This is a genomic window from Novosphingobium sp., from assembly GCF_041905565.1.
GTDB lineage: Bacteria > Pseudomonadota > Alphaproteobacteria > Sphingomonadales > Sphingomonadaceae > Novosphingobium.
The window spans coordinates 1-16232 of sequence record NZ_JAYRKX010000027.1; the positions used below are offsets into that span (position 1 = coordinate 1).

The 16232-nt window shown below is 65.4% G+C and carries 19 protein-coding genes; 8 read left to right on the forward strand and 11 right to left on the reverse strand.

Going from position 1 to position 16232, the window contains the following annotated elements; translation table 11 throughout:
• A partial coding sequence (locus ACE3N9_RS15800; protein WP_374285296.1) for a hypothetical protein occupies positions 1 to 243 on the forward strand: 243 nt, incomplete at its 5' end.
• A 29-nt stretch (positions 244 to 272) separates the two neighbouring features.
• Here ACE3N9_RS15800 and ACE3N9_RS15805 read toward each other — a convergent pair.
• The 7 genes from ACE3N9_RS15805 to ACE3N9_RS15835 form a co-directional block, all read right to left on the reverse strand.
• Positions 273 to 680 carry a hypothetical protein gene (locus ACE3N9_RS15805; protein ID WP_374285298.1) on the reverse strand — a complete coding sequence of 136 codons (408 nt, stop codon included), beginning with the start codon at positions 678 to 680 and terminating at the stop codon, positions 273 to 275.
• A 94-nt stretch (positions 681 to 774) separates the two neighbouring features.
• Positions 775 to 2286 (reverse strand): tyrosine-type recombinase/integrase, encoded by a 1512-nt coding sequence (locus tag ACE3N9_RS15810; protein WP_374285300.1) that lies wholly within the window; start codon positions 2284 to 2286, stop codon positions 775 to 777.
• A gap of 159 nt (positions 2287 to 2445) precedes the next feature.
• On the reverse strand, positions 2446 to 2940 hold the full coding sequence (gene rpsI / locus ACE3N9_RS15815) for a 30S ribosomal protein S9 (RefSeq protein WP_374285302.1): 495 nt from the start codon (positions 2938 to 2940) through the stop codon (positions 2446 to 2448).
• Entirely contained in the window at positions 2940 to 3419 is a 480-nt protein-coding gene (rplM, locus tag ACE3N9_RS15820) for a 50S ribosomal protein L13 (protein WP_374285304.1), read from the reverse strand. Before rplM ends, rpsI begins: the two co-directional genes overlap by 1 nt.
• Before the next feature lie 156 nt (positions 3420 to 3575).
• On the reverse strand, positions 3576 to 4289 hold the full coding sequence (locus ACE3N9_RS15825) for a hypothetical protein (RefSeq protein WP_374285306.1): 714 nt from the start codon (positions 4287 to 4289) through the stop codon (positions 3576 to 3578).
• Positions 4283 to 4627 carry a divalent-cation tolerance protein CutA gene (gene cutA, locus ACE3N9_RS15830; RefSeq protein WP_374285308.1) on the reverse strand — a complete coding sequence of 115 codons (345 nt, stop codon included), beginning with the start codon at positions 4625 to 4627 and terminating at the stop codon, positions 4283 to 4285. Before cutA ends, ACE3N9_RS15825 begins: the two co-directional genes overlap by 7 nt.
• Positions 4624 to 5640 (reverse strand): COX15/CtaA family protein, encoded by a 1017-nt coding sequence (locus ACE3N9_RS15835; RefSeq protein WP_374285310.1) that lies wholly within the window; start codon positions 5638 to 5640, stop codon positions 4624 to 4626. The genes cutA and ACE3N9_RS15835 overlap by 4 nt, the downstream gene beginning before the upstream one ends.
• Before the next feature lie 151 nt (positions 5641 to 5791).
• Between ACE3N9_RS15835 and ACE3N9_RS15840 the strand changes: the two genes are divergently transcribed.
• The 4 genes from ACE3N9_RS15840 (at position 5792) to ACE3N9_RS15855 (ending at position 8118) form a co-directional block, all read left to right on the forward strand.
• Complete coding sequence (locus ACE3N9_RS15840) at positions 5792 to 6163, forward strand: MerC domain-containing protein (RefSeq protein ID WP_374285312.1); 372 nt, start codon at positions 5792 to 5794, stop codon at positions 6161 to 6163.
• A 17-nt stretch (positions 6164 to 6180) separates the two neighbouring features.
• A complete protein-coding gene (gene thiS / locus ACE3N9_RS15845; RefSeq protein WP_374285314.1) occupies positions 6181 to 7173 on the forward strand; it encodes a sulfur carrier protein ThiS in 993 nt (330 codons plus the stop codon).
• A 69-nt stretch (positions 7174 to 7242) separates the two neighbouring features.
• Positions 7243 to 7770: a hypothetical protein gene (locus ACE3N9_RS15850; RefSeq protein ID WP_374285316.1), complete on the forward strand. Its 528-nt coding sequence runs from the start codon at positions 7243 to 7245 to the stop codon at positions 7768 to 7770.
• 147 nt (positions 7771 to 7917) lie between these two features.
• The gene (locus ACE3N9_RS15855) at positions 7918 to 8118 is read left to right on the forward strand and encodes a hypothetical protein (RefSeq protein ID WP_374285318.1); all 201 of its coding nucleotides are present in this window, start codon (positions 7918 to 7920) and stop codon (positions 8116 to 8118) included.
• A gap of 98 nt (positions 8119 to 8216) precedes the next feature.
• On the opposite strand, the gene ACE3N9_RS15860 is transcribed toward ACE3N9_RS15855, so the two are convergent.
• The 4 genes from ACE3N9_RS15860 to ACE3N9_RS15875 form a co-directional block, all read right to left on the reverse strand.
• Entirely contained in the window at positions 8217 to 8879 is a 663-nt protein-coding gene (locus tag ACE3N9_RS15860) for an FABP family protein (RefSeq protein ID WP_374285320.1), read from the reverse strand.
• Positions 8880 to 8907: 28 nt separating this feature from the next.
• Positions 8908 to 10719, reverse strand: coding sequence for a long-chain fatty acid--CoA ligase (locus ACE3N9_RS15865; RefSeq protein WP_374285322.1), 1812 nt, complete (start codon positions 10717 to 10719; stop codon positions 8908 to 8910).
• 63 nt (positions 10720 to 10782) lie between these two features.
• Positions 10783 to 12528 (reverse strand): gamma-glutamyltransferase, encoded by a 1746-nt coding sequence (gene ggt, locus ACE3N9_RS15870; protein ID WP_374285325.1) that lies wholly within the window; start codon positions 12526 to 12528, stop codon positions 10783 to 10785.
• 10 nt (positions 12529 to 12538) lie between these two features.
• Entirely contained in the window at positions 12539 to 13570 is a 1032-nt protein-coding gene (locus ACE3N9_RS15875; protein WP_374285328.1) for a quinone-dependent dihydroorotate dehydrogenase, read from the reverse strand.
• 290 nt (positions 13571 to 13860) lie between these two features.
• On the opposite strand from ACE3N9_RS15875, the gene ACE3N9_RS15880 reads away from it, so the two are divergent.
• From ACE3N9_RS15880 to ACE3N9_RS15890, 3 genes are read left to right on the forward strand one after another with little or no spacing between them, the layout of a single operon-like run.
• Entirely contained in the window at positions 13861 to 14271 is a 411-nt protein-coding gene (locus tag ACE3N9_RS15880; RefSeq protein ID WP_374285330.1) for an Rrf2 family transcriptional regulator, read from the forward strand.
• Positions 14268 to 15743 carry a Fe-S cluster assembly protein SufB gene (sufB, locus tag ACE3N9_RS15885; protein WP_374285332.1) on the forward strand — a complete coding sequence of 492 codons (1476 nt, stop codon included), beginning with the start codon at positions 14268 to 14270 and terminating at the stop codon, positions 15741 to 15743. Before ACE3N9_RS15880 ends, sufB begins: the two co-directional genes overlap by 4 nt.
• On the forward strand, positions 15740 to 16231 hold the full coding sequence (locus tag ACE3N9_RS15890) for an endonuclease domain-containing protein (protein WP_374285334.1): 492 nt from the start codon (positions 15740 to 15742) through the stop codon (positions 16229 to 16231). Before sufB ends, ACE3N9_RS15890 begins: the two co-directional genes overlap by 4 nt.
• Position 16232 lies beyond the last annotated feature (1 nt).

The window sequence follows — 16232 nt, forward strand, 5'->3', positions numbered from 1 at the left end:
GGGTATGGCCGAACTCAACCAATCCATGATCGAGGAGGAAAATCAGCCACTACACATCACCGCAAAGGCCGCCTGACGATGACCCAGGGCCACCGCCGAAATTACACCACGTTGACGGACGTGACCGCAAATTACCTCGTGCCGCGCTGCGTCCAGCCCCGACATTTCCAGATCGAGCCGAAGCTGTCGCCTGATGCCGTTCCTGCCCTGCTTTGCCAGTTCCAAGCCGCCCGCTTCCCATAGACCATAGAGCGATTGCGCAAGCTGAGTAATCACGATGCAATAGCCTTCGCACCCTGACGAAACGTCTTCTCATCATCCTGCTGCCCATATGTCTGAGCCCTGATTGCTACCCGCTGATCTGCGAGCGATTTATCAGCCTGCTGAATGCCCTGCTGAATATGTGAAAGCCCCTGCGAGCTTCCCTCAGCGCCAGTTTCAGGCTTCGGGGTATCAGTACTGCTGTCAGCGGTCTTTTGCTTCTGAGGACCGTTCTGAGTCGAGGCCTTCGGTGGTTTCGCAGATCGTGGGCGTATCTGACGCGCAAGCGCAGTGTTTCTCGCGGCCAATTTCCCCGTCAACTCTGACGCCACAGCCAGGAACATGTCCACGTCCTGCTTGATCGTCTTGCTCTCTTCCTCGTCAGCCAGCTGAACCAGCACAGCCAGCCAACGCTTCAATTCCTCTCGTGCATCCATAATTCATGCCTCCGTGAATATTTATCACAGAGACATGAAATCGACGGAGGCACGGAGAAACTTTAAAGTTTAAAGTTCACTCAGCAGGTTCGGTCTGTTTCGCAGGCCTCAAGATCGCCAGCATCGTCGCCTCGTCCAACTCACCAGCTTGATACCGCCGCACAGCCTCCAACGCGAACGCATCGACGCCAGTCGCATCAGCCACTGGTTCAGCCGTCTTCGCTCTGCGTTTTGTTTTCACGATGTTTTCACGGCGGCTGTTGGACGTGGAATGGTCGTAGTGCCGTTCTAGCTGCTGACGCTGACAGCCCATGTTCAATGCCAAGTCCTCCCAACTAACGCCATGATGCCGCCTGACTGTCGCGTATGTGTGCCGCAACGAGTAGAGTGAACGCTTTTCGCCCTCCTTGTTGAAGAGCAATCCATCCTTCATTTCGTCAACAGGAACGCGCGACAGGAAGTGCTGGAACGACTTGTTCAGGTTGGTGAATGGCTTGGGTTTGCCATCATCAGCTTTCTGCTGGCCGAACCACACGAAATCATTTTCGCCAGCATACGGCGACTTTTCTCGCCATTCTCTCAGCGTCTTGTTCGCGTTGGGTTGTGTCTGGACGTCGCGGTTCTGGCTCTTTTTCGTGTTCTTGCGGACTTCAACAACGCAGATGGGATCGCTCGTGCCGTCGTCAGATTTGTCATGCGGCACGTCAAAGCGAATGTCCCGCCAGCGCATTTCACGAGCCTCACCCACACGTAGACCGCTGTTCAGCATGAAAATCACGAAGTGGTATAGCTGAATGCGTTGCAGCGAATGCCACGCATTGACCTTGTCATCTTTGAAATGCCCCTTCACGTCGCGGAAGCTGCGCAGGTAAAGGGTCATGGACTGCTGTTCAGCAGGTTCAAAGTGCGGGCGGCGATTGTGCGGGCGGGAATCTGTAGGCGGCTTCAGCTTGAAGACCTGCTGCAAACGACCGCGTTCACGCGCATCATGGAATATCTGATTCAGCGCAGTCTGGTCCATCTGAAGCGTCTTTTTGCTCGGAACCTTGACCGCATTGTGTGTGGTCGTTGTTTTCGCGCCGCGACGCTTCGGATTGTAATCAGACAGCTTTTCGCCTTGCCGCGTTGACCAATATGCAATCCGCCAGTCCCAATACGCTTGTGCAATCAGCGGCGTGATATCGTTCATGCGCATGGACGAGCCATCAGCGTAACGAAAATATTCTTTGTAATACCGCGCTGCCTGATTCTTGTGCCAGCGCTGCCGCGCTTCGGCCCATGCGTGATTATTCAGATTGCGCTGATACCAATCGTCCCAGTGCTGCTCGAAAGTGAAGTCATCCAAAGTGTGACCGAGCGCGACGGCATTCGTGAGCCGATTATATTCCTTACGAGCGAAGGCATACGCTTCCTCGTAGATCGTCAGCTTCGTACTGCGATTGATGAACTTTCGCGGCCCGACACGCAGTTTCATATACCACGTTGGCTTGCGATGGGATTTCACATTGGGGACGGCTGTTTTCAGATCACGCTGGTAGAGGATCAGGTCGCCATCGAGATGCTCAATCCTGTTCTCGTAGTACGCCACCGCAGACCCCCCAGAGATGCCCTGACTGCTGCGATGATGCTATTTCCGAGAACCCTGAACGTCAACGATCCCAACGTTCTGCTACGATTCTGCTACAAGAAAAAGGGCCTGCGATTTCTCGCAAGCCCTTGATTTCTCGAACTTTCCAGTTCGCTAATTTTAGCGCTTCGAGAACTGGAAGCTGCGGCGGGCCTTGGCGCGGCCGTACTTCTTGCGTTCGACGACGCGCGGGTCGCGGGTCAGGAAGCCGGCGGCCTTGACCGCGCTGCGCAGCGCAGGCTCGAACTTCGACAGGGCCTGGGCGATGCCGTGCTTGACGGCACCGGCCTGACCCGAGAGACCGCCGCCCTTGACGGTGGCGATCACGTCGTACTGGCCAGCGCGGTCAGCGACCTGGAACGGCTGGTCGATGACCAGGCGCAGGGTCGGACGAGCGAAGTAGACTTCCTGGTCGCGGCCGTTGACGACGACCTTGCCGGTGCCCGGCTTGATCCAGACGCGGGCCACGGCGTCCTTGCGGCGGCCGGTGGCATAGGCGCGGCCCTGGGCGTCGACTTCCTTTTCACGCAGCGGCGCGGTCGGAGCGGCGGGAGCAGCCGGGGTTTCGGCGATGTTGCCGAGGTCGGCCAGATCGGTGACGGTGTTGTCGGACATTATGCACCCACCTTGTTCTTGCGGTTCATGGCAGCAACGTCGAGCGCAACGGGCTGGGTGCCCGCATGCGGATGCTCGGCGCCGGCGTAGAGATGCAGGGCACGCATCTGCGCACGGCCCAGCGGACCGCGCGGGATCATGCGCTCAACCGCCTTTTCGAGCACGCGCTCGGGGAAGCGGCCTTCCAGCACCTTGGCGGCGGTCACTTCCTTGATCCCGCCGGCATAGCCGGTGTGCTTGTAATAGGTCTTGTTCTTGAGCTTGTTGCCGGTCAGCCGCACCTTGTCCGCGTTGATCACGACCACGTGGTCGCCGCAATCGACGTGCGGGGTGAAGCTCGGCTTGTGCTTGCCGCGCAGATGGTTGGCGATGATCACGGCGAGACGCCCGACCACCAGACCTTCGGCATCGATGAGATGCCACTTCTTTTCGACCTCGGCCGGCTTGATCGACCGGGTCTGCTTGCTGAGCGCCTTCATGGCTTCGAATTCCTTTGGTCAGTTCCAAAAGCCCCGCCCCGGAATCGCTTCCGGAGGCATGGGAAGGCGCGCCCTTTCGCGGATGGCGCCCGCCAAGTCAAGCAAATCGGGCCATTTGCAGAGAGGTAAAATAATACCGTGATGCACTGGGGCGAGTCAGCGCGGGCCCATTGTCCAGGTTTCGCGGGTGGTGCTGTCGGTCCCGCCCAGCGAGGTGGTGACAGTGCGCTCGAACGAGTGGGGCACATGCCCGGCGCTGCGCCGCTCGACCGAGATCGAGACGGCGATCCGGCCCTTCGCGCCGTCGGGCAGCTGCACCTCGCGGGACTGTTCGCCCTTGGCCGCGACCGGGTTGAACAGGTCTGCCGGCCAGGCCGTGCCCGCGCGGGCCGCGCCGATCACTTCGTCCAGCACTGCCCGGCTCTGCTGGCGGACCTGTTCGGGCAAGGGGGCGGCACCGACCAGTCCGGCCGCGGCGCGCGCGGTGGGCCGGTGATCGGCCGGGGCCGGGCCGGGCACGATCCGCCCAGTCCGGTCCAGCCGGAACGGGAACACGCCGGTTTCCACGCGCTTGCGCTCCAGCTCGGCCAGGACGGCCACGGCGGCCGGGGCATCGACCGCGGTGTCGATCAACTGGCCGTCGACCAGGTAGCCATCGCCATCGGCGCGGATCGTCACGGCATAGGACCGCGTAACCTTGATCGCCTTGCCATCGTGCAGGCCGCGCCAGACGGTGCGCGACAGCACCATCGGGCCGCTCGGCGGGGTAAAGGCCTGCGGGGCATTGTCATCGGCCGCGGCTCGAACCGGACCAGCCGATGGCAGCAGGCTTGCCGCGCCCAGCAACAGGACATGGCCCGGCTTCAGCATGGCAGCGTCCCCATCCAGGCCAGCGTTGCCGGGGCCGCGCTGTCGCAGCGCCAGCCCAGGATCGCGGGGGTCTCATAGGGGTGCAACTCTGCCAGGCGCCCAACCGCGCGATCAAGCAGACACGTGCTGGTCTTCAGCAGCACTCCCGTTTCCTCTGCCTCGCCCCGCTCACCCTGCCATTGAAAGACTGAGTAGATTTGCGGAAAGATATTCGCGCAGGCAATCAGGCTTTCGTCAAGTAGCCTTTCGATTGCGGCGCGGGCGCTGGCCGAATCGGGGAACGGGCACCAGATCAGCGCTCCGCCATTGGCGGGCGCGGCTGGCGCCGCTGCGCTCACGCCCGGGCCCGGCCCAGCGCGTGGACGCCCCAGGTGGTCGCGGCCAGGGTCAGCGCCCCGGTCAGCTGGTGGCCAACCGCCAGCCACAGTTCCATCCCGCTCCACACGGTCGCCACGCCCAGCAGGATCTGCGTGCCGAAGGCGCTGTGGATCGCGATCGAGGCGGCGCGGTGCTGTCGGCGGATCAGCCGGGCCAGCACCACCAGCACGGCTACTACCACCCAGGCCCACCAGCGGTGCGCGAAATGGACCAGGTAGGGATCGTTGAGCAGCGCGTGCAGGCCGCCCAGCGCCCAGTCGATCCCGTCGGGCAGCAGGCGGCCCTGCATCAGCGGCCAGGCGTCCCAGTTGAACCAGCCCGAACCCGCGACATAGCCCGCGCGCAGGCCCGCCACCAGCGCGCCCAGCACCAGTTGCAGCCCCAGCACGCCCAGCGCCAGCGCGCCCCAGCCGGTCAGCCGGGCGCGCGGCTCGCCCCGGGCCAGCGCGCGCAGGTCCAGAGCGGTCCAGATGATCGCGGCCATGGTGACCAGCGCCACCATCAGGTGCGTTGCCAGGCGGAAGTGGCTGACCTTGACGTCGTTGACGATGCCCGACTTGACCATCCACCAGCCGATCGCGCCCTGCAGCCCGCCCAGCACCAGCAGCCCCAGCAGGCGCGGCTTGTAGCCCTGCGGGATCGCGCCGCGCACCCAGAACCAGGCCAGCGGCAGGGCAAAGGCCAGGCCGATGGTGCGCGCGATCAGGCGGTGGAACCATTCCCAGAAGAAGATGAACTTGTAGGTGGCCAGCGTCATCCCTGCCGGGCCGTTGACCTGGATATATTGCGGGGTCTGGCGATAGGCGTCGAATTCCGCCTGCCAGGCCGCCTCGGTCAGCGGGGGCAGAGTGCCGGTCACCGGCTTCCATTCGGTGATCGAAACCCCGCTTTCGGTCAGCCGGGTAATCCCGCCGACCGCCACGATTCCGACGATCAGCGCGGCGACGACGAACAGCCAGCGCGCCAGGGCCATGGGGCGCGGGGATGCTGCGGATTGCTTTGCGTCCATGGCCGCGCTCCCTGCGGCGCGGCGCGTAAAAGCGCAAGTGTCTGTTGAGGAATCGCGCCACAATGCGCGCCTTCCTCTTGCTAGATGTTACATCGTCACATACATGGGCGCTGCAATGCGCGAGGCCCTCGTTTCGATTCGCAACCGGCTGGACCGGTTTGGCGTGCTCCTGTCGGGGTTGTGCGCGCTGCATTGCCTCGCGGGCCTGCTGCTGGTTGCGGGGCTGGGGCTGGGCGGCGAATTCGTCCTCGCGCCGGCGATTCACCGGATCGGCCTGGCACTGGCGATCGCGGTCGGTTCGGCCACCCTGGTGCTGGGCGTGGCCCGCCACGGCGATCCACTACCGCTGCAGGTCGGCGCCGCGGGCATCGCGCTGATGGCGGTCGCGCTGTTTGCCGGGCATGGCCTGGCCGAAGCCGTGCTGACCATCACCGGGGTCAGCCTGCTGGCCTGGGCGCATCTTCGCAACTTGCGTCATAGCTGCTGATTGCTATCTGCATGGGCATGACTGCCCAGCTTGCCCTTGTCGTCAACGGTGAACCGCGCCGCGCCGCGCCCGGTTCGATCGCCGATCTCGTCCGCAGCCTCGAACTCGATCCGGCCAAGGTCGCGGTCGAACGCAATGGCGAGGTGGTGCCGCGCTCCACCCTGGAACAGGTCGCGCTGGGCGATGGCGATGTGCTCGAAATCGTCCATTTCGTCGGCGGCGGCGATCACGCGGCTGGGGCGGATGACAGCTGGACCGTTGCGGGCCGGACCTTCCGTTCGCGGCTGATCGTCGGCACCGGCAAGTACAAGGACTTTGCCCAGAACGCCGCCGCGCTCGAAGCCTCGGGCGCGGAAATCGTCACCGTGGCGGTGCGCCGGGTCAACGTGTCGGACCCCAAGGCGCCGATGCTGACCGATTTCATCGACCCGAAGAAGGTCACCTACCTGCCCAACACCGCCGGCTGCTTTACCGCCGATGACGCCATCCGCACCCTGCGCCTGGCGCGCGAGGCGGGCGGCTGGGACCTGGTCAAGCTGGAAGTGCTGGGCGAGGCGCGCACGCTCTATCCCGACATGCGCGAAACGCTGAAGGCAACCGAAGTGCTGGCCAGGGAAGGCTTCCTGCCGATGGTCTACTGCGTCGACGATCCGATTGCCGCGAAGCAGTTGGAAGCAGCCGGCGCGGTCGCAGTGATGCCGCTGGGCGCGCCGATCGGCTCGGGGCTGGGGATCCAGAACCGGGTGACGATCCGCCTGATCGTCGAAGGGGCGAACGTGCCGGTACTGGTCGATGCCGGGGTCGGCACGGCCAGCGATGCCGCCGTGGCGATGGAACTGGGGGTCGACGGGGTGCTGATGAACACCGCCATTGCCGAAGCCAAGGACCCGATCCGCATGGCCCGGGCGATGAAGCTGGCGGTCGAGGCCGGGCGCGAGGCCTATCTCGCCGGGCGCATGGCGACCCGCAAATACGCGGATCCCTCTAGCCCGCTGGCAGGCCTCATCTAACTATCGTGGTTAACCCGATAGTAACCATCTTCTGGTGAATTGGCCTCCATCACCTTTGGGGGCAGATCGATGGCCAATACCGGGACCGCTTCGCTGACGATCAACGAGCTGCGCGAATTCGCCAGCTTCACCGCCTGCGAGCAGCGCTACATCAAGCGCAGCCTCGATGTCGGGCTGGGGCGGCAGGACGCGTTCAAGCTGTGGGCGCGAGATGCGGCCGAAAGCGCCTCGATCCGCAGCCAGTACGTTGCCTACCAGGAACTCAAGTCGCTGCGCGGTCGCACGCCGACGGGCAGCTCGTTCGACAGCCTCGAAGGCTACCTCGGCAAGCTGCTGCGACTGGCCGCCTTCGACCTCGCGCAGGACCGGATCGAGAGCTTTTCCGCATTCCGCTTCCTTTACGAACGCCTGCTGGGCGCGGCGGTGCGACCGTTCCTGCCCAGTGCCTTCTGTGCGGCTGCCGCGCTGCCGCAGATCCGCCCCGAACGGCGCAAGCACCTGTTGCAGTCGCTCAGCGAAGCGGCGGCGACCGCCCCCGGCTGGTCGACCCGCGAACCCAGTTTCTACCCCGAATGGGTCGAAAAAGAGGCGGCCTGACAGGTCTTTCCGCGGGCTTTGACCCGTCTGGATACGAATTTTCTTCCCGCCTGATAAAAAATTCATCGACGAAAGCCCCGGAACGCGCCAAAACGCGCGTCACGCCTGCCATGGGCTGGCGTCGCAACAAACGAGGGGGTTTACCCAATGAAGAAGATTGCTCTGTTCGCCGCCGTCGCGGCTGGCTCGCTCGCCCTGGCCGCCTGCGGCGAAAAGAAGGAAGAAGCTGCTCCGGTCGCGGAAGAAACCGCTGCCGCGACTGAAGCTGCTGCCGACGCTTCGGCTGCTGCCTCGGACGATGCTGGCGCTGCTACCGAAGCTGCCGCCGCCGAAGGCGAAGCCAAGTAAGGCTTTCAGCTTAACGATCAAGGCCGGGTGCGCGGGTGTGGACCACCGCCGCGCCCGGCCTTTTTCTTTGCCTGACGTTCGCGCGCTGATCCGCGCGGTCAGGCCGGGCTGGCTGCCTTGCGGCGCCGCCCCCGCATCACCGGATTGCGCCGCGCCGGCTTGACCCGGTGCAGGGTGTTGCGATCGCGATGCTCGAACGGTTCGGCCACACCCTTGATCTTCAGCACGGTCACCTCGTCATAGGACCAGGTGCCATCGTCATTGATCGTCACGGTCATGTCGAACCGGTCGGTGCGGAAGTTTTCTTCCAGGAACGTGGCTGAACAGATCCCGTTCTCGGTCTTGCCGCGCCGCGCCTTGACGCTGAAGCTGCGCGCATCGGCCGCAGCCTTGCCCTTGGCCAGCACCACCTGCCCGCGCGGGATCGCGATGGTGTGCAGGATCCGCCCCGTTGCCGGTTCCCACAACCAGTAGCCGTTCTGGTCGTGATAGGTTGCCACATCCCCCGGCTGGACGATGTGGGTGTGATAGCGCAGGCCATAGAGCAGCTGCGGCCCGTTCAATTGCGGGTCGATCGGGTCCAGCACGATCCGTTCGACATAGGCCTGGCTGGCCGCGCCGTCCTCGGTCGGCTTGACGTCGATCCCCTTGGTCCCTTCCCATGTCCCGGCCAGCGCGGCCAGCGGCCCCAGATTGGCCAGGGTGTCCGGATCGGGTTCCGGTTCGGCGAACAGGTGGGCGGGGAACTTCGTTTCGGTCATGGCCTGTCCTATCCTGTCCTGCGCTTTCCTAGCCCTTGTACAAGGCGTCGAGCCGCTCGCCGTACCGCGCTTTCAGCTTGTGGCGGCGGATCTTGAGGCTGGGGGTCATTTCCTCGTTGTCGATGCTAAACGCTTCATCGGCAAAGGCAAACTGGCGCACCTTCTCGATTACCGACAGGTCCTGGTTGACCCGGTCGATCGCGGCGCGGACCGCGCTGCGGAAGGCCGGCAGGTCCTGCAGGGCGTGGAAATCGAACTTCTCGCCATTCGCCCGTGCCCATTCCAGCGCCCATTCGGCATCGGGCACGACCAGCCCGACGAGGTAGGGCCGCTTGTCGCCCACGACCATCGCCTGGGCGATTTCGGGCTGGAGCGTCAGCATCCCCTCGACCTTCTGGGGCGAGACGTTGTCGCCCTTGTCGTTGACGATCATGTCCTTCTTGCGGTCGGTAATCACGATCCGCCCGGCATCGTCGATGTGGCCGATGTCGCCGGTGTGCAGCCAGCCGTCCTGCAACGCCCGGGCGGTCTCCGCCTCGTTGCGCCAATAGCCGTGCATGACCAGTTCGCCGCGCACCAGGATTTCGCCGTCTTCGGCAATCCTCACTTCGACCCCGGCCAGCGGCGGGCCGACCGTGTCCATCTTCAGCCCGGCAGCGGGGCGGTTGCAGCTGATCACCGGCCCGGCCTCGGTCTGGCCATAGCCCTGGAGCATGGTCAGCCCCATGCTTTCGAAGAAGATCCCGACATCGGGGTTGAGCGGCGCCCCGCCTGAAACCATCGCCTTGATCCGCCCGCCGAACTTCTGGCGGATCTTGGGGCGCAGCAGCTTTTCCAGGACGAAGTCCATCGGCTTGTCGCGCAGCCGGGTCTGGCCGCCGCGCCGCGCGGCTTCGGCGCCGATCGCCATGGCGCGGGTCATCATGTAATTGGGCAGTTTGCCCTGCTTTTCGATCTGCTTCATGATCCGCGTGCGCAGCACTTCGAACAGGCGCGGGACCACGACCATGATCGTCGGGCGCACTTCCTCGATGTTGCTGGCCAGCTTTTCGAGGCCTTCGGAATAGTAGATCTGCGCCCCAACCGCGATCGGCAGCATCTGCCCGCCGGTGTGTTCATAGGCATGGGACAGCGGCAGGAACGAGAGGAACGACTCGTCCTCGTCCAGCCCGAAATCCTCGGCCAGAACGCGCGCCGCGCCATCGATGTTGCACAACAGCGCGCCGTGGTGCTGCAACACCCCGCGCGGGGCGCCGCCGGTGCCGCTGGTATAGATGATGCAGGCGGTGGCATCGCGCTGGACCTTGTCCATGCGGTCTTCCACGCGGGCGCGGGCGGCCTGGGCATCGCCGGCCAGCAGGCTGGCCCAGTCATGGTATTCGAACGAACCGGTCTGGGCGATGCGCAGCGGCTCGATCCCAATCACGTGCTTGGCATTGGCGCTGCGCAGGACGCCGGGCAGCAGCGGCTTGGCCAGCTTGTCATCAGCGACGATCACCGCGCGCGCGCCCGAATCGTCCAGCACGTGCTGGTGATCGCGTTCCGTGTTGGTGATATAGGCCGGCACGGTGATGCAGCCCGCCGCCATCACCGCGAAATCGGCGATGCACCATTCCGGGCGGTTATCCGAAACCAGCAGCACGCGGTCTCCGGCTTCCAGCCCCAGGCCGCGCAGCGCTTCGGCCATCAGGCAGACCTGGCGCGCGGCCTCGGCCCAGCTGATCGAATGCCACTGCCCGCCGCGCTTGGCCCACAGGAACGGCGCTTCGCCGCGCTCGTCGGCGCGCGCCAGAAACAGCTCCACCAGATTGCGCCGACTGCGCAGATCCGAAATATCCACCTCTGCTGCCCCTTTCCCGATCTCTTTGGCCAAAGCCTAGGCGCGCAAATCCCGAGCGGCAAGCTACTCGCTGACCGCTTTCCCCTCGCTGCGCGGATCGGCCGCGCCCAGCAGCTTGCCGTCCACCACTTCGACCGCATTGGCCTTGAGCGGCAGGCCGCGCGGGACGATCGAGCCGTGGCCCAGCGCCTGCAATTGCGGGGTCATCGCTTCCAGCATCGAGCCCTTTTCGACGAACACCGTTTCGATGCCCGGCGCGAAGAGCACCGGCAGGGCCAGGGCATCCTGCGCGGGCAGCTTCCAGTCGATCACGCCGATGATCGCGCGGATCACCTGGGCGGGAATGGTCGCCCCGCCAGCCGCGCCGACCGCCAGCCGCAGCTTGCCGTCCGGGCTCCACACCAGGCTGGGCGACATCGAGCTGCGCGGACGCTTGCCTCCCTGGACGCGGTTGTTGGCCGGCTTGCCTTCGAACACCGGGTTCAGATCGAAATCGGTCAGCTCGTTGTTGAGGAAGTAGCCGCCGACCACGATCCCCGATCCGAACGAGCTTTCGATGGTCGAGGTATAGCTGACCGCATGGCCGCGCCGGTCGACCACCGAAAAGTGGGAAGTGCCGTGTTCTTCGCCGGGCGCCTGTTCGGCCAGGGCCAGCCGTTCGGCCCCCGGGGGCGTCCCGGCGGATACGGTGGCAATGGTCATGCCCGGGTCGATCAGCGCGGAACGCTGCGCCAGGTAGGCCGGATCGATCATCCCTGCCACCGGCACCGTCACGAAATCGGCATCGGCGGAATACTTGGCGCGGTCGGCATAGGCGAGGCGCATCGATTCGGCGATCAGGTGCCAGGCCACCGGGCTGTCCTTGCCGAGCGCGGCCAGGTCGAACCGTTCGAGCTGCTTCAAGGTGGCGATCACCGTGGTTCCACCCGAGCTGGGCGGGCCCATGCCGCAGATCCGGTACTGGCGGTAGCTGCCGCAGACCGGTTCGCGGTCCTTGGCGACATAGGCGGCCACGTCGGCCTCGGTCATCGGTGCGGGATTGCGCGCCGCCAGGGTCACCTTGGCGACGATCGCGCGGCGGTTCGCGCCGGAATAGAACGCCTTGGCCCCGCCGCGCGCAATCGCACTGAAGGTGGCGGCCAGATCGGGATTGCGCACCACGGTGCCGACCGGCAGCGGCGCCCCGGCGGCGTCGTAGAACAGCTTCTTGCCCTCGGCGGAGAAGGCTCCGGATTTCGTGCTGCCGGTGATCATGGCGTGAAAGCGCGGGGTGATCTCGAAGCCGCTTTTGGCCAGCTTGATCGCCGGGCCGAACAGCGCGGCCCAGGGCAGCCGCCCGTGCAGCCGGTGCGCCCGCGCGGCCAGCGCGATGTTGCCGGGCACGCCCACGCTGGTGCCGCCGGGCACGGCATCGGCAAAGCTCATCACCTTGCCGTCCTTGACGAACCATTGTTCGGTGGCGGCCTTGGGCGCGGTTTCGCGGCCGTCGATGGTCGAAACCTGGCCATCGGGATCGGCGGCAACGAACAGCCCGCCGCCGCCGATGCCCGAACTAGCCGGTTCGACCAGGGTCAGCACCAGCATGGTCGCGATCGCGGCGTCGGTGGCGCTGCCGCCCTTGCGCAGCATTTCCGCCCCGGCGGCGGCCGCGCGCGGATCGGCGGCGCTGACCATGCCGGCGGGATAGACCGGCGCGGCGTTGCGGCTGGCCGCGGCGGGCGCGACCTGGCGGGCGATGACCGGTTGGGAAAGAAGCGTGCCGGCCAGCAGCGGCGCGGCGATCAGGGCGACCAGGGAATGTTTCTGCATGATCCCAAGGCTATTCGCTTCCGACCGCCTCCGCAATGCTGGCAAAGCCATCGCGCCGCATCAGTCGTTCCAGCCCGCGGGTCACCGCCCGGGCAATCCCCGGCCCGGCATAGGTCATCGCACTGTACAGCTGGACCAGGCTGGCCCCGGCGCGGATCCGCGCCCAGGCATCATCCGCGCTGGCGATGCCGCCAACCCCGATCAGCGGGATCGCCCCGCCGGTGGCCTTGCGGAAATCGCGCAGGCGCTGCTGCGCCAGATCGCGCAGCGGCGCGCCCGACAGGCCGCCGGTCTCCCCCGCGTCAGCGCTGCGCAGCGGCGGGCGCGAAATGGTGGTGTTGGACACGATCAGCGCGCCCAACTGCTTGTCGACCACGATCCGCGCGATCGCGTCGATGTCGGCCGGTTCCAGATCGGGGGCGACTTTCAGGAACACCGGTGGGCCTTGCCGCCCGCGCGCCGCCAGCACCGCATCGAGCAGCGCGGTCAGCGCGCCTTCATCCTGCAGCGCGCGCAGGCCCGGCGTGTTCGGGCTGGACACGTTGACCGCCAGATAGCTTGCCAGCGGGGCCATCAGCCGGGCCATGGTGGCATAGTCGGCGATGCGGTCAGTCGAATCCTTGTTCGCGCCGATGTTCACGCCGACCACGCCCGGCCGGCCCAGCCGCCGGGCCAGCCGCGCGACGGCGGCTTCGGCCCCGCCGTTGTTGAAGCCCATGCGGTTGATTACCGCGTTGTCGGCTTCCAGGCGGAACAGGCGCGGCTTGGGATTGCCGGCCTGGGGCAGGGGGGTGATCGACCCGACCTCGGCAAAGCCGAAGCCCAGCCCCAGCAGCGCATCGGGCACTTCGCCGTCCTTGTCGAACCCGGCGGCCATGCCGACGGGGTTGGGAAAGGCGATCCCCGCCACCGTGGTCGCCAGCGGGCCATCGGCGCGGTCGGTCCCGCCGCGCGGCAGGGCCTTCAGCGCAGCCAGTGCGGCACCGTGGGCGCGTTCGGGATCGAGCAGGAACAGGGCGGGGCGGATCAGGCGATAGAGCATGGGCGCCAGCCTATGGCAGCAGCGCGCGGCCAAGTCGATTGCCGGTGCGTGGGCCAGCTTGTCGAATCCATACAATTTCGCGGCCCGGCCCGGGGGTATCACCCTGGCGCGACCCGAAGGGCGTGTGGCCGCAAGGCCATGTGTCCTAACTCCGAAGGCGGCTCTTTGGCACCAGCCAGAGGGCCGCCATTTTTTTGCGCCGCGCGGGCCGAAATGCCGCATTGCAAAATGGGATTCGCGCCACTAGGTGAAACCGGAAAGAATCAGTCCGATTTAACCCGGGATCGCCAATGCGCCTGTCATCCATGGCCGATTACGCCGTCGTCACGATGAGCGCCGCCGCGCGCCATTGCGGCGGCGCGCGCGTTTCGGCCGCCCAACTGGCCGAGGAAACCGGCCTGCCGGTGCCGACCGTGCAGAAGCTGGTCAGCCGGCTGACCTCCGCCGGATTGCTGCGTTCGTCGCGCGGGGTGGGCGGCGGGCTGAAGCTGGCGCGCCCGGCTGCCGCGATCAGCCTGGCCGACATTATCGAGGCGGTCGAAGGGCCGATCGTGCTGGCCCCCTGCGCCGATGACAGCCGGCAGGATTGCGCGCTGGATGGCGGCTGCGCGGTCAAGCCGCACTGGAGCATTGTTGGCGGCGCGGTGCGCGGGGCCCTGGCGGCAGTGCCGCTGACCCGTCTGGCGGAGCAGGTGCAATGAACGACATCGTCAAGGACCAGGCCGCGCGCGATGCCGCCGCCAAGGTGGCGGACTATGAACACGGCTGGTCGGCCCAGATCGAGACCGAGTTCGCGCCCAAGGGGCTGAACGAGGACACGGTGCGCTTCATCAGCGCCAAGAAGAACGAGCCGCAATGGATGCTCGACTGGCGGCTGAAGGCGTTCCGACACTGGCAGACCATGCCGATGCCCGACTGGGCCAAGCTGAACGTGCCGCCGATCGATTACCAGGACGCCTATTACTACGCCGCGCCCAAGGCGAAGAAGAAGCTGGAAAGCCTCGACGAGGTCGATCCCGAGATTCTGCGCGTCTATGAAAAGCTCGGCATTCCGCTGGAAGAACAGAAAGTTCTGGCCGGGGTCGAAGGCGCGCGCAAGGTCGCGGTCGATGCCGTGTTCGATTCGGTCAGCGTCGCCACGACTTTCCGTGACGAGCTGAAGAAGGCGGGCGTGATCTTCCTCTCGATCAGCGAGGCGATCCGCGAATATCCGGAACTGGTGCAGCGCTGGCTGGGCAAGGTCGTGCCGATGCACGACAACTTCTTTGCCGCGCTCAACTGCGCGGTCTTTTCCGACGGGACGTTCGTCTACATCCCCGAAGGGGTGCGCTGCCCGATGGAGCTCTCCACCTATTTCCGCATCAACGCGGAAAACACCGGGCAGTTCGAACGCACCCTGATCGTGGCCGACAAGGGCGCCTACGTCTCCTACCTCGAAGGCTGCACCGCGCCGCAGCGCGATGAAAACCAGCTCCACGCCGCCGTGGTCGAACTGGTCGCGCTCGACGATGCCGAGATCAAGTATTCGACCGTGCAGAACTGGTATCCCGGCGACGCGCAAGGCAAGGGCGGGATCTACAACTTCGTGACCAAGCGCGCGCTGTGCCAGGGCAAGCGCAGCAAGGTGTCGTGGACCCAGGTCGAAACCGGCAGCGCGGTCACCTGGAAGTATCCCAGCTGCGTGCTGAACGGCGAGGATTCGGTGGGCGAGTTCTACTCGGTCGCGGTGACCAACAATTACCAGCAGGCCGATACCGGGACCAAGATGATCCACAACGGCAAGGGCAGCCGTTCGACCATCGTGTCCAAGGGCATTTCCGCCGGGCGCAGCCAGAACACCTATCGCGGCCTGGTGCGCGTTGCCCCGCAGGCCGAAGGCGTGCGCAATTTCACCCAGTGCGATTCGCTGCTGCTGGGCAAGGACTGCGGCGCCCACACCGTCCCCTATATCGAAGTGCGCAACCCCAGCGCGCAGATCGAGCACGAGGCGACCACCAGCAAGATTTCCGACGACCAGCTGTTCTACGCGATGCAGCGCGGGCTGGACCAGGAAGCGGCGGTGGCGCTGATCGTCAACGGCTTCGCCAAGGAAGTGCTGCAGCAGCTGCCGATGGAATTCGCGGTGGAAGCGCAGAAGCTGCTGGGGATCAGTCTGGAAGGTTCCGTTGGATGAAAAAGACCCTCACCGTCCGCCCGCTTGATGAACGCGAAGCGCCCGTGCTGGAAAAGCGTGGGCGTGGTTGGGCGATTTCGGACAAGCGGCTCGATGCGATCCACGAGCAGGCGCGGCGCAACCGGATGACGCCGACGCCTGCACAGGTGCTGCTGGGCGAAAAGCTGATCGAGGCCAATCTCGGCAAGTACAAGCTGACCAGCCAGCAGGTGATCGGCTCGGCGATTGTCGATTTCGCCTGCAATCCGCTCAAGATCGCGGTGTCGATCGACGAGGGCGGCGATCCGGCGCTGACCGCGCGGCGCGACAAGAGCCTTGAAGCAGTCGGCGTGCTCCTGCTGCGGTTCGCCGCAACGCGCGTGCTGGACGAACCCGACGCCGTGGTGGCCGAGATCGTTGCGGCAATGAAGGCTCGTTACGAAGAACGCGGCCGCGCCCGCAAGCAAAACCACCAGTCACGCGGCGCCCCGCAGCGCCGGGGATATTGAA

What these genes read in the sequence shown, in the direction of transcription:
- rpsI (WP_374285302.1), bottom strand. Translation starts at nt 2,940, where the DNA reads ATGTCCGACAACACCGTCACCGATCTGGCCGACCTCGGCAACATCGCC.
- rplM (WP_374285304.1), bottom strand. Translation starts at nt 3,419, where the DNA reads ATGAAGGCGCTCAGCAAGCAGACCCGGTCGATCAAGCCGGCCGAGGTC.
- ACE3N9_RS15825 (WP_374285306.1), bottom strand. Translation starts at nt 4,289, where the DNA reads ATGCTGAAGCCGGGCCATGTCCTGTTGCTGGGCGCGGCAAGCCTGCTG.
- ACE3N9_RS15835 (WP_374285310.1), bottom strand. Translation starts at nt 5,640, where the DNA reads ATGGCCCTGGCGCGCTGGCTGTTCGTCGTCGCCGCGCTGATCGTCGGA.
- ACE3N9_RS15840 (WP_374285312.1), top strand. Translation starts at nt 5,792, where the DNA reads ATGCGCGAGGCCCTCGTTTCGATTCGCAACCGGCTGGACCGGTTTGGC.
- thiS (WP_374285314.1), top strand. Translation starts at nt 6,181, where the DNA reads ATGACTGCCCAGCTTGCCCTTGTCGTCAACGGTGAACCGCGCCGCGCC.
- ACE3N9_RS15850 (WP_374285316.1), top strand. Translation starts at nt 7,243, where the DNA reads ATGGCCAATACCGGGACCGCTTCGCTGACGATCAACGAGCTGCGCGAA.
- ACE3N9_RS15855 (WP_374285318.1), top strand. Translation starts at nt 7,918, where the DNA reads ATGAAGAAGATTGCTCTGTTCGCCGCCGTCGCGGCTGGCTCGCTCGCC.
- ACE3N9_RS15860 (WP_374285320.1), bottom strand. Translation starts at nt 8,879, where the DNA reads ATGACCGAAACGAAGTTCCCCGCCCACCTGTTCGCCGAACCGGAACCC.
- ggt (WP_374285325.1), bottom strand. Translation starts at nt 12,528, where the DNA reads ATGCAGAAACATTCCCTGGTCGCCCTGATCGCCGCGCCGCTGCTGGCC.
- ACE3N9_RS15875 (WP_374285328.1), bottom strand. Translation starts at nt 13,570, where the DNA reads ATGCTCTATCGCCTGATCCGCCCCGCCCTGTTCCTGCTCGATCCCGAA.
- ACE3N9_RS15880 (WP_374285330.1), top strand. Translation starts at nt 13,861, where the DNA reads ATGCGCCTGTCATCCATGGCCGATTACGCCGTCGTCACGATGAGCGCC.
- sufB (WP_374285332.1), top strand. Translation starts at nt 14,268, where the DNA reads ATGAACGACATCGTCAAGGACCAGGCCGCGCGCGATGCCGCCGCCAAG.
- ACE3N9_RS15890 (WP_374285334.1), top strand. Translation starts at nt 15,740, where the DNA reads ATGAAAAAGACCCTCACCGTCCGCCCGCTTGATGAACGCGAAGCGCCC.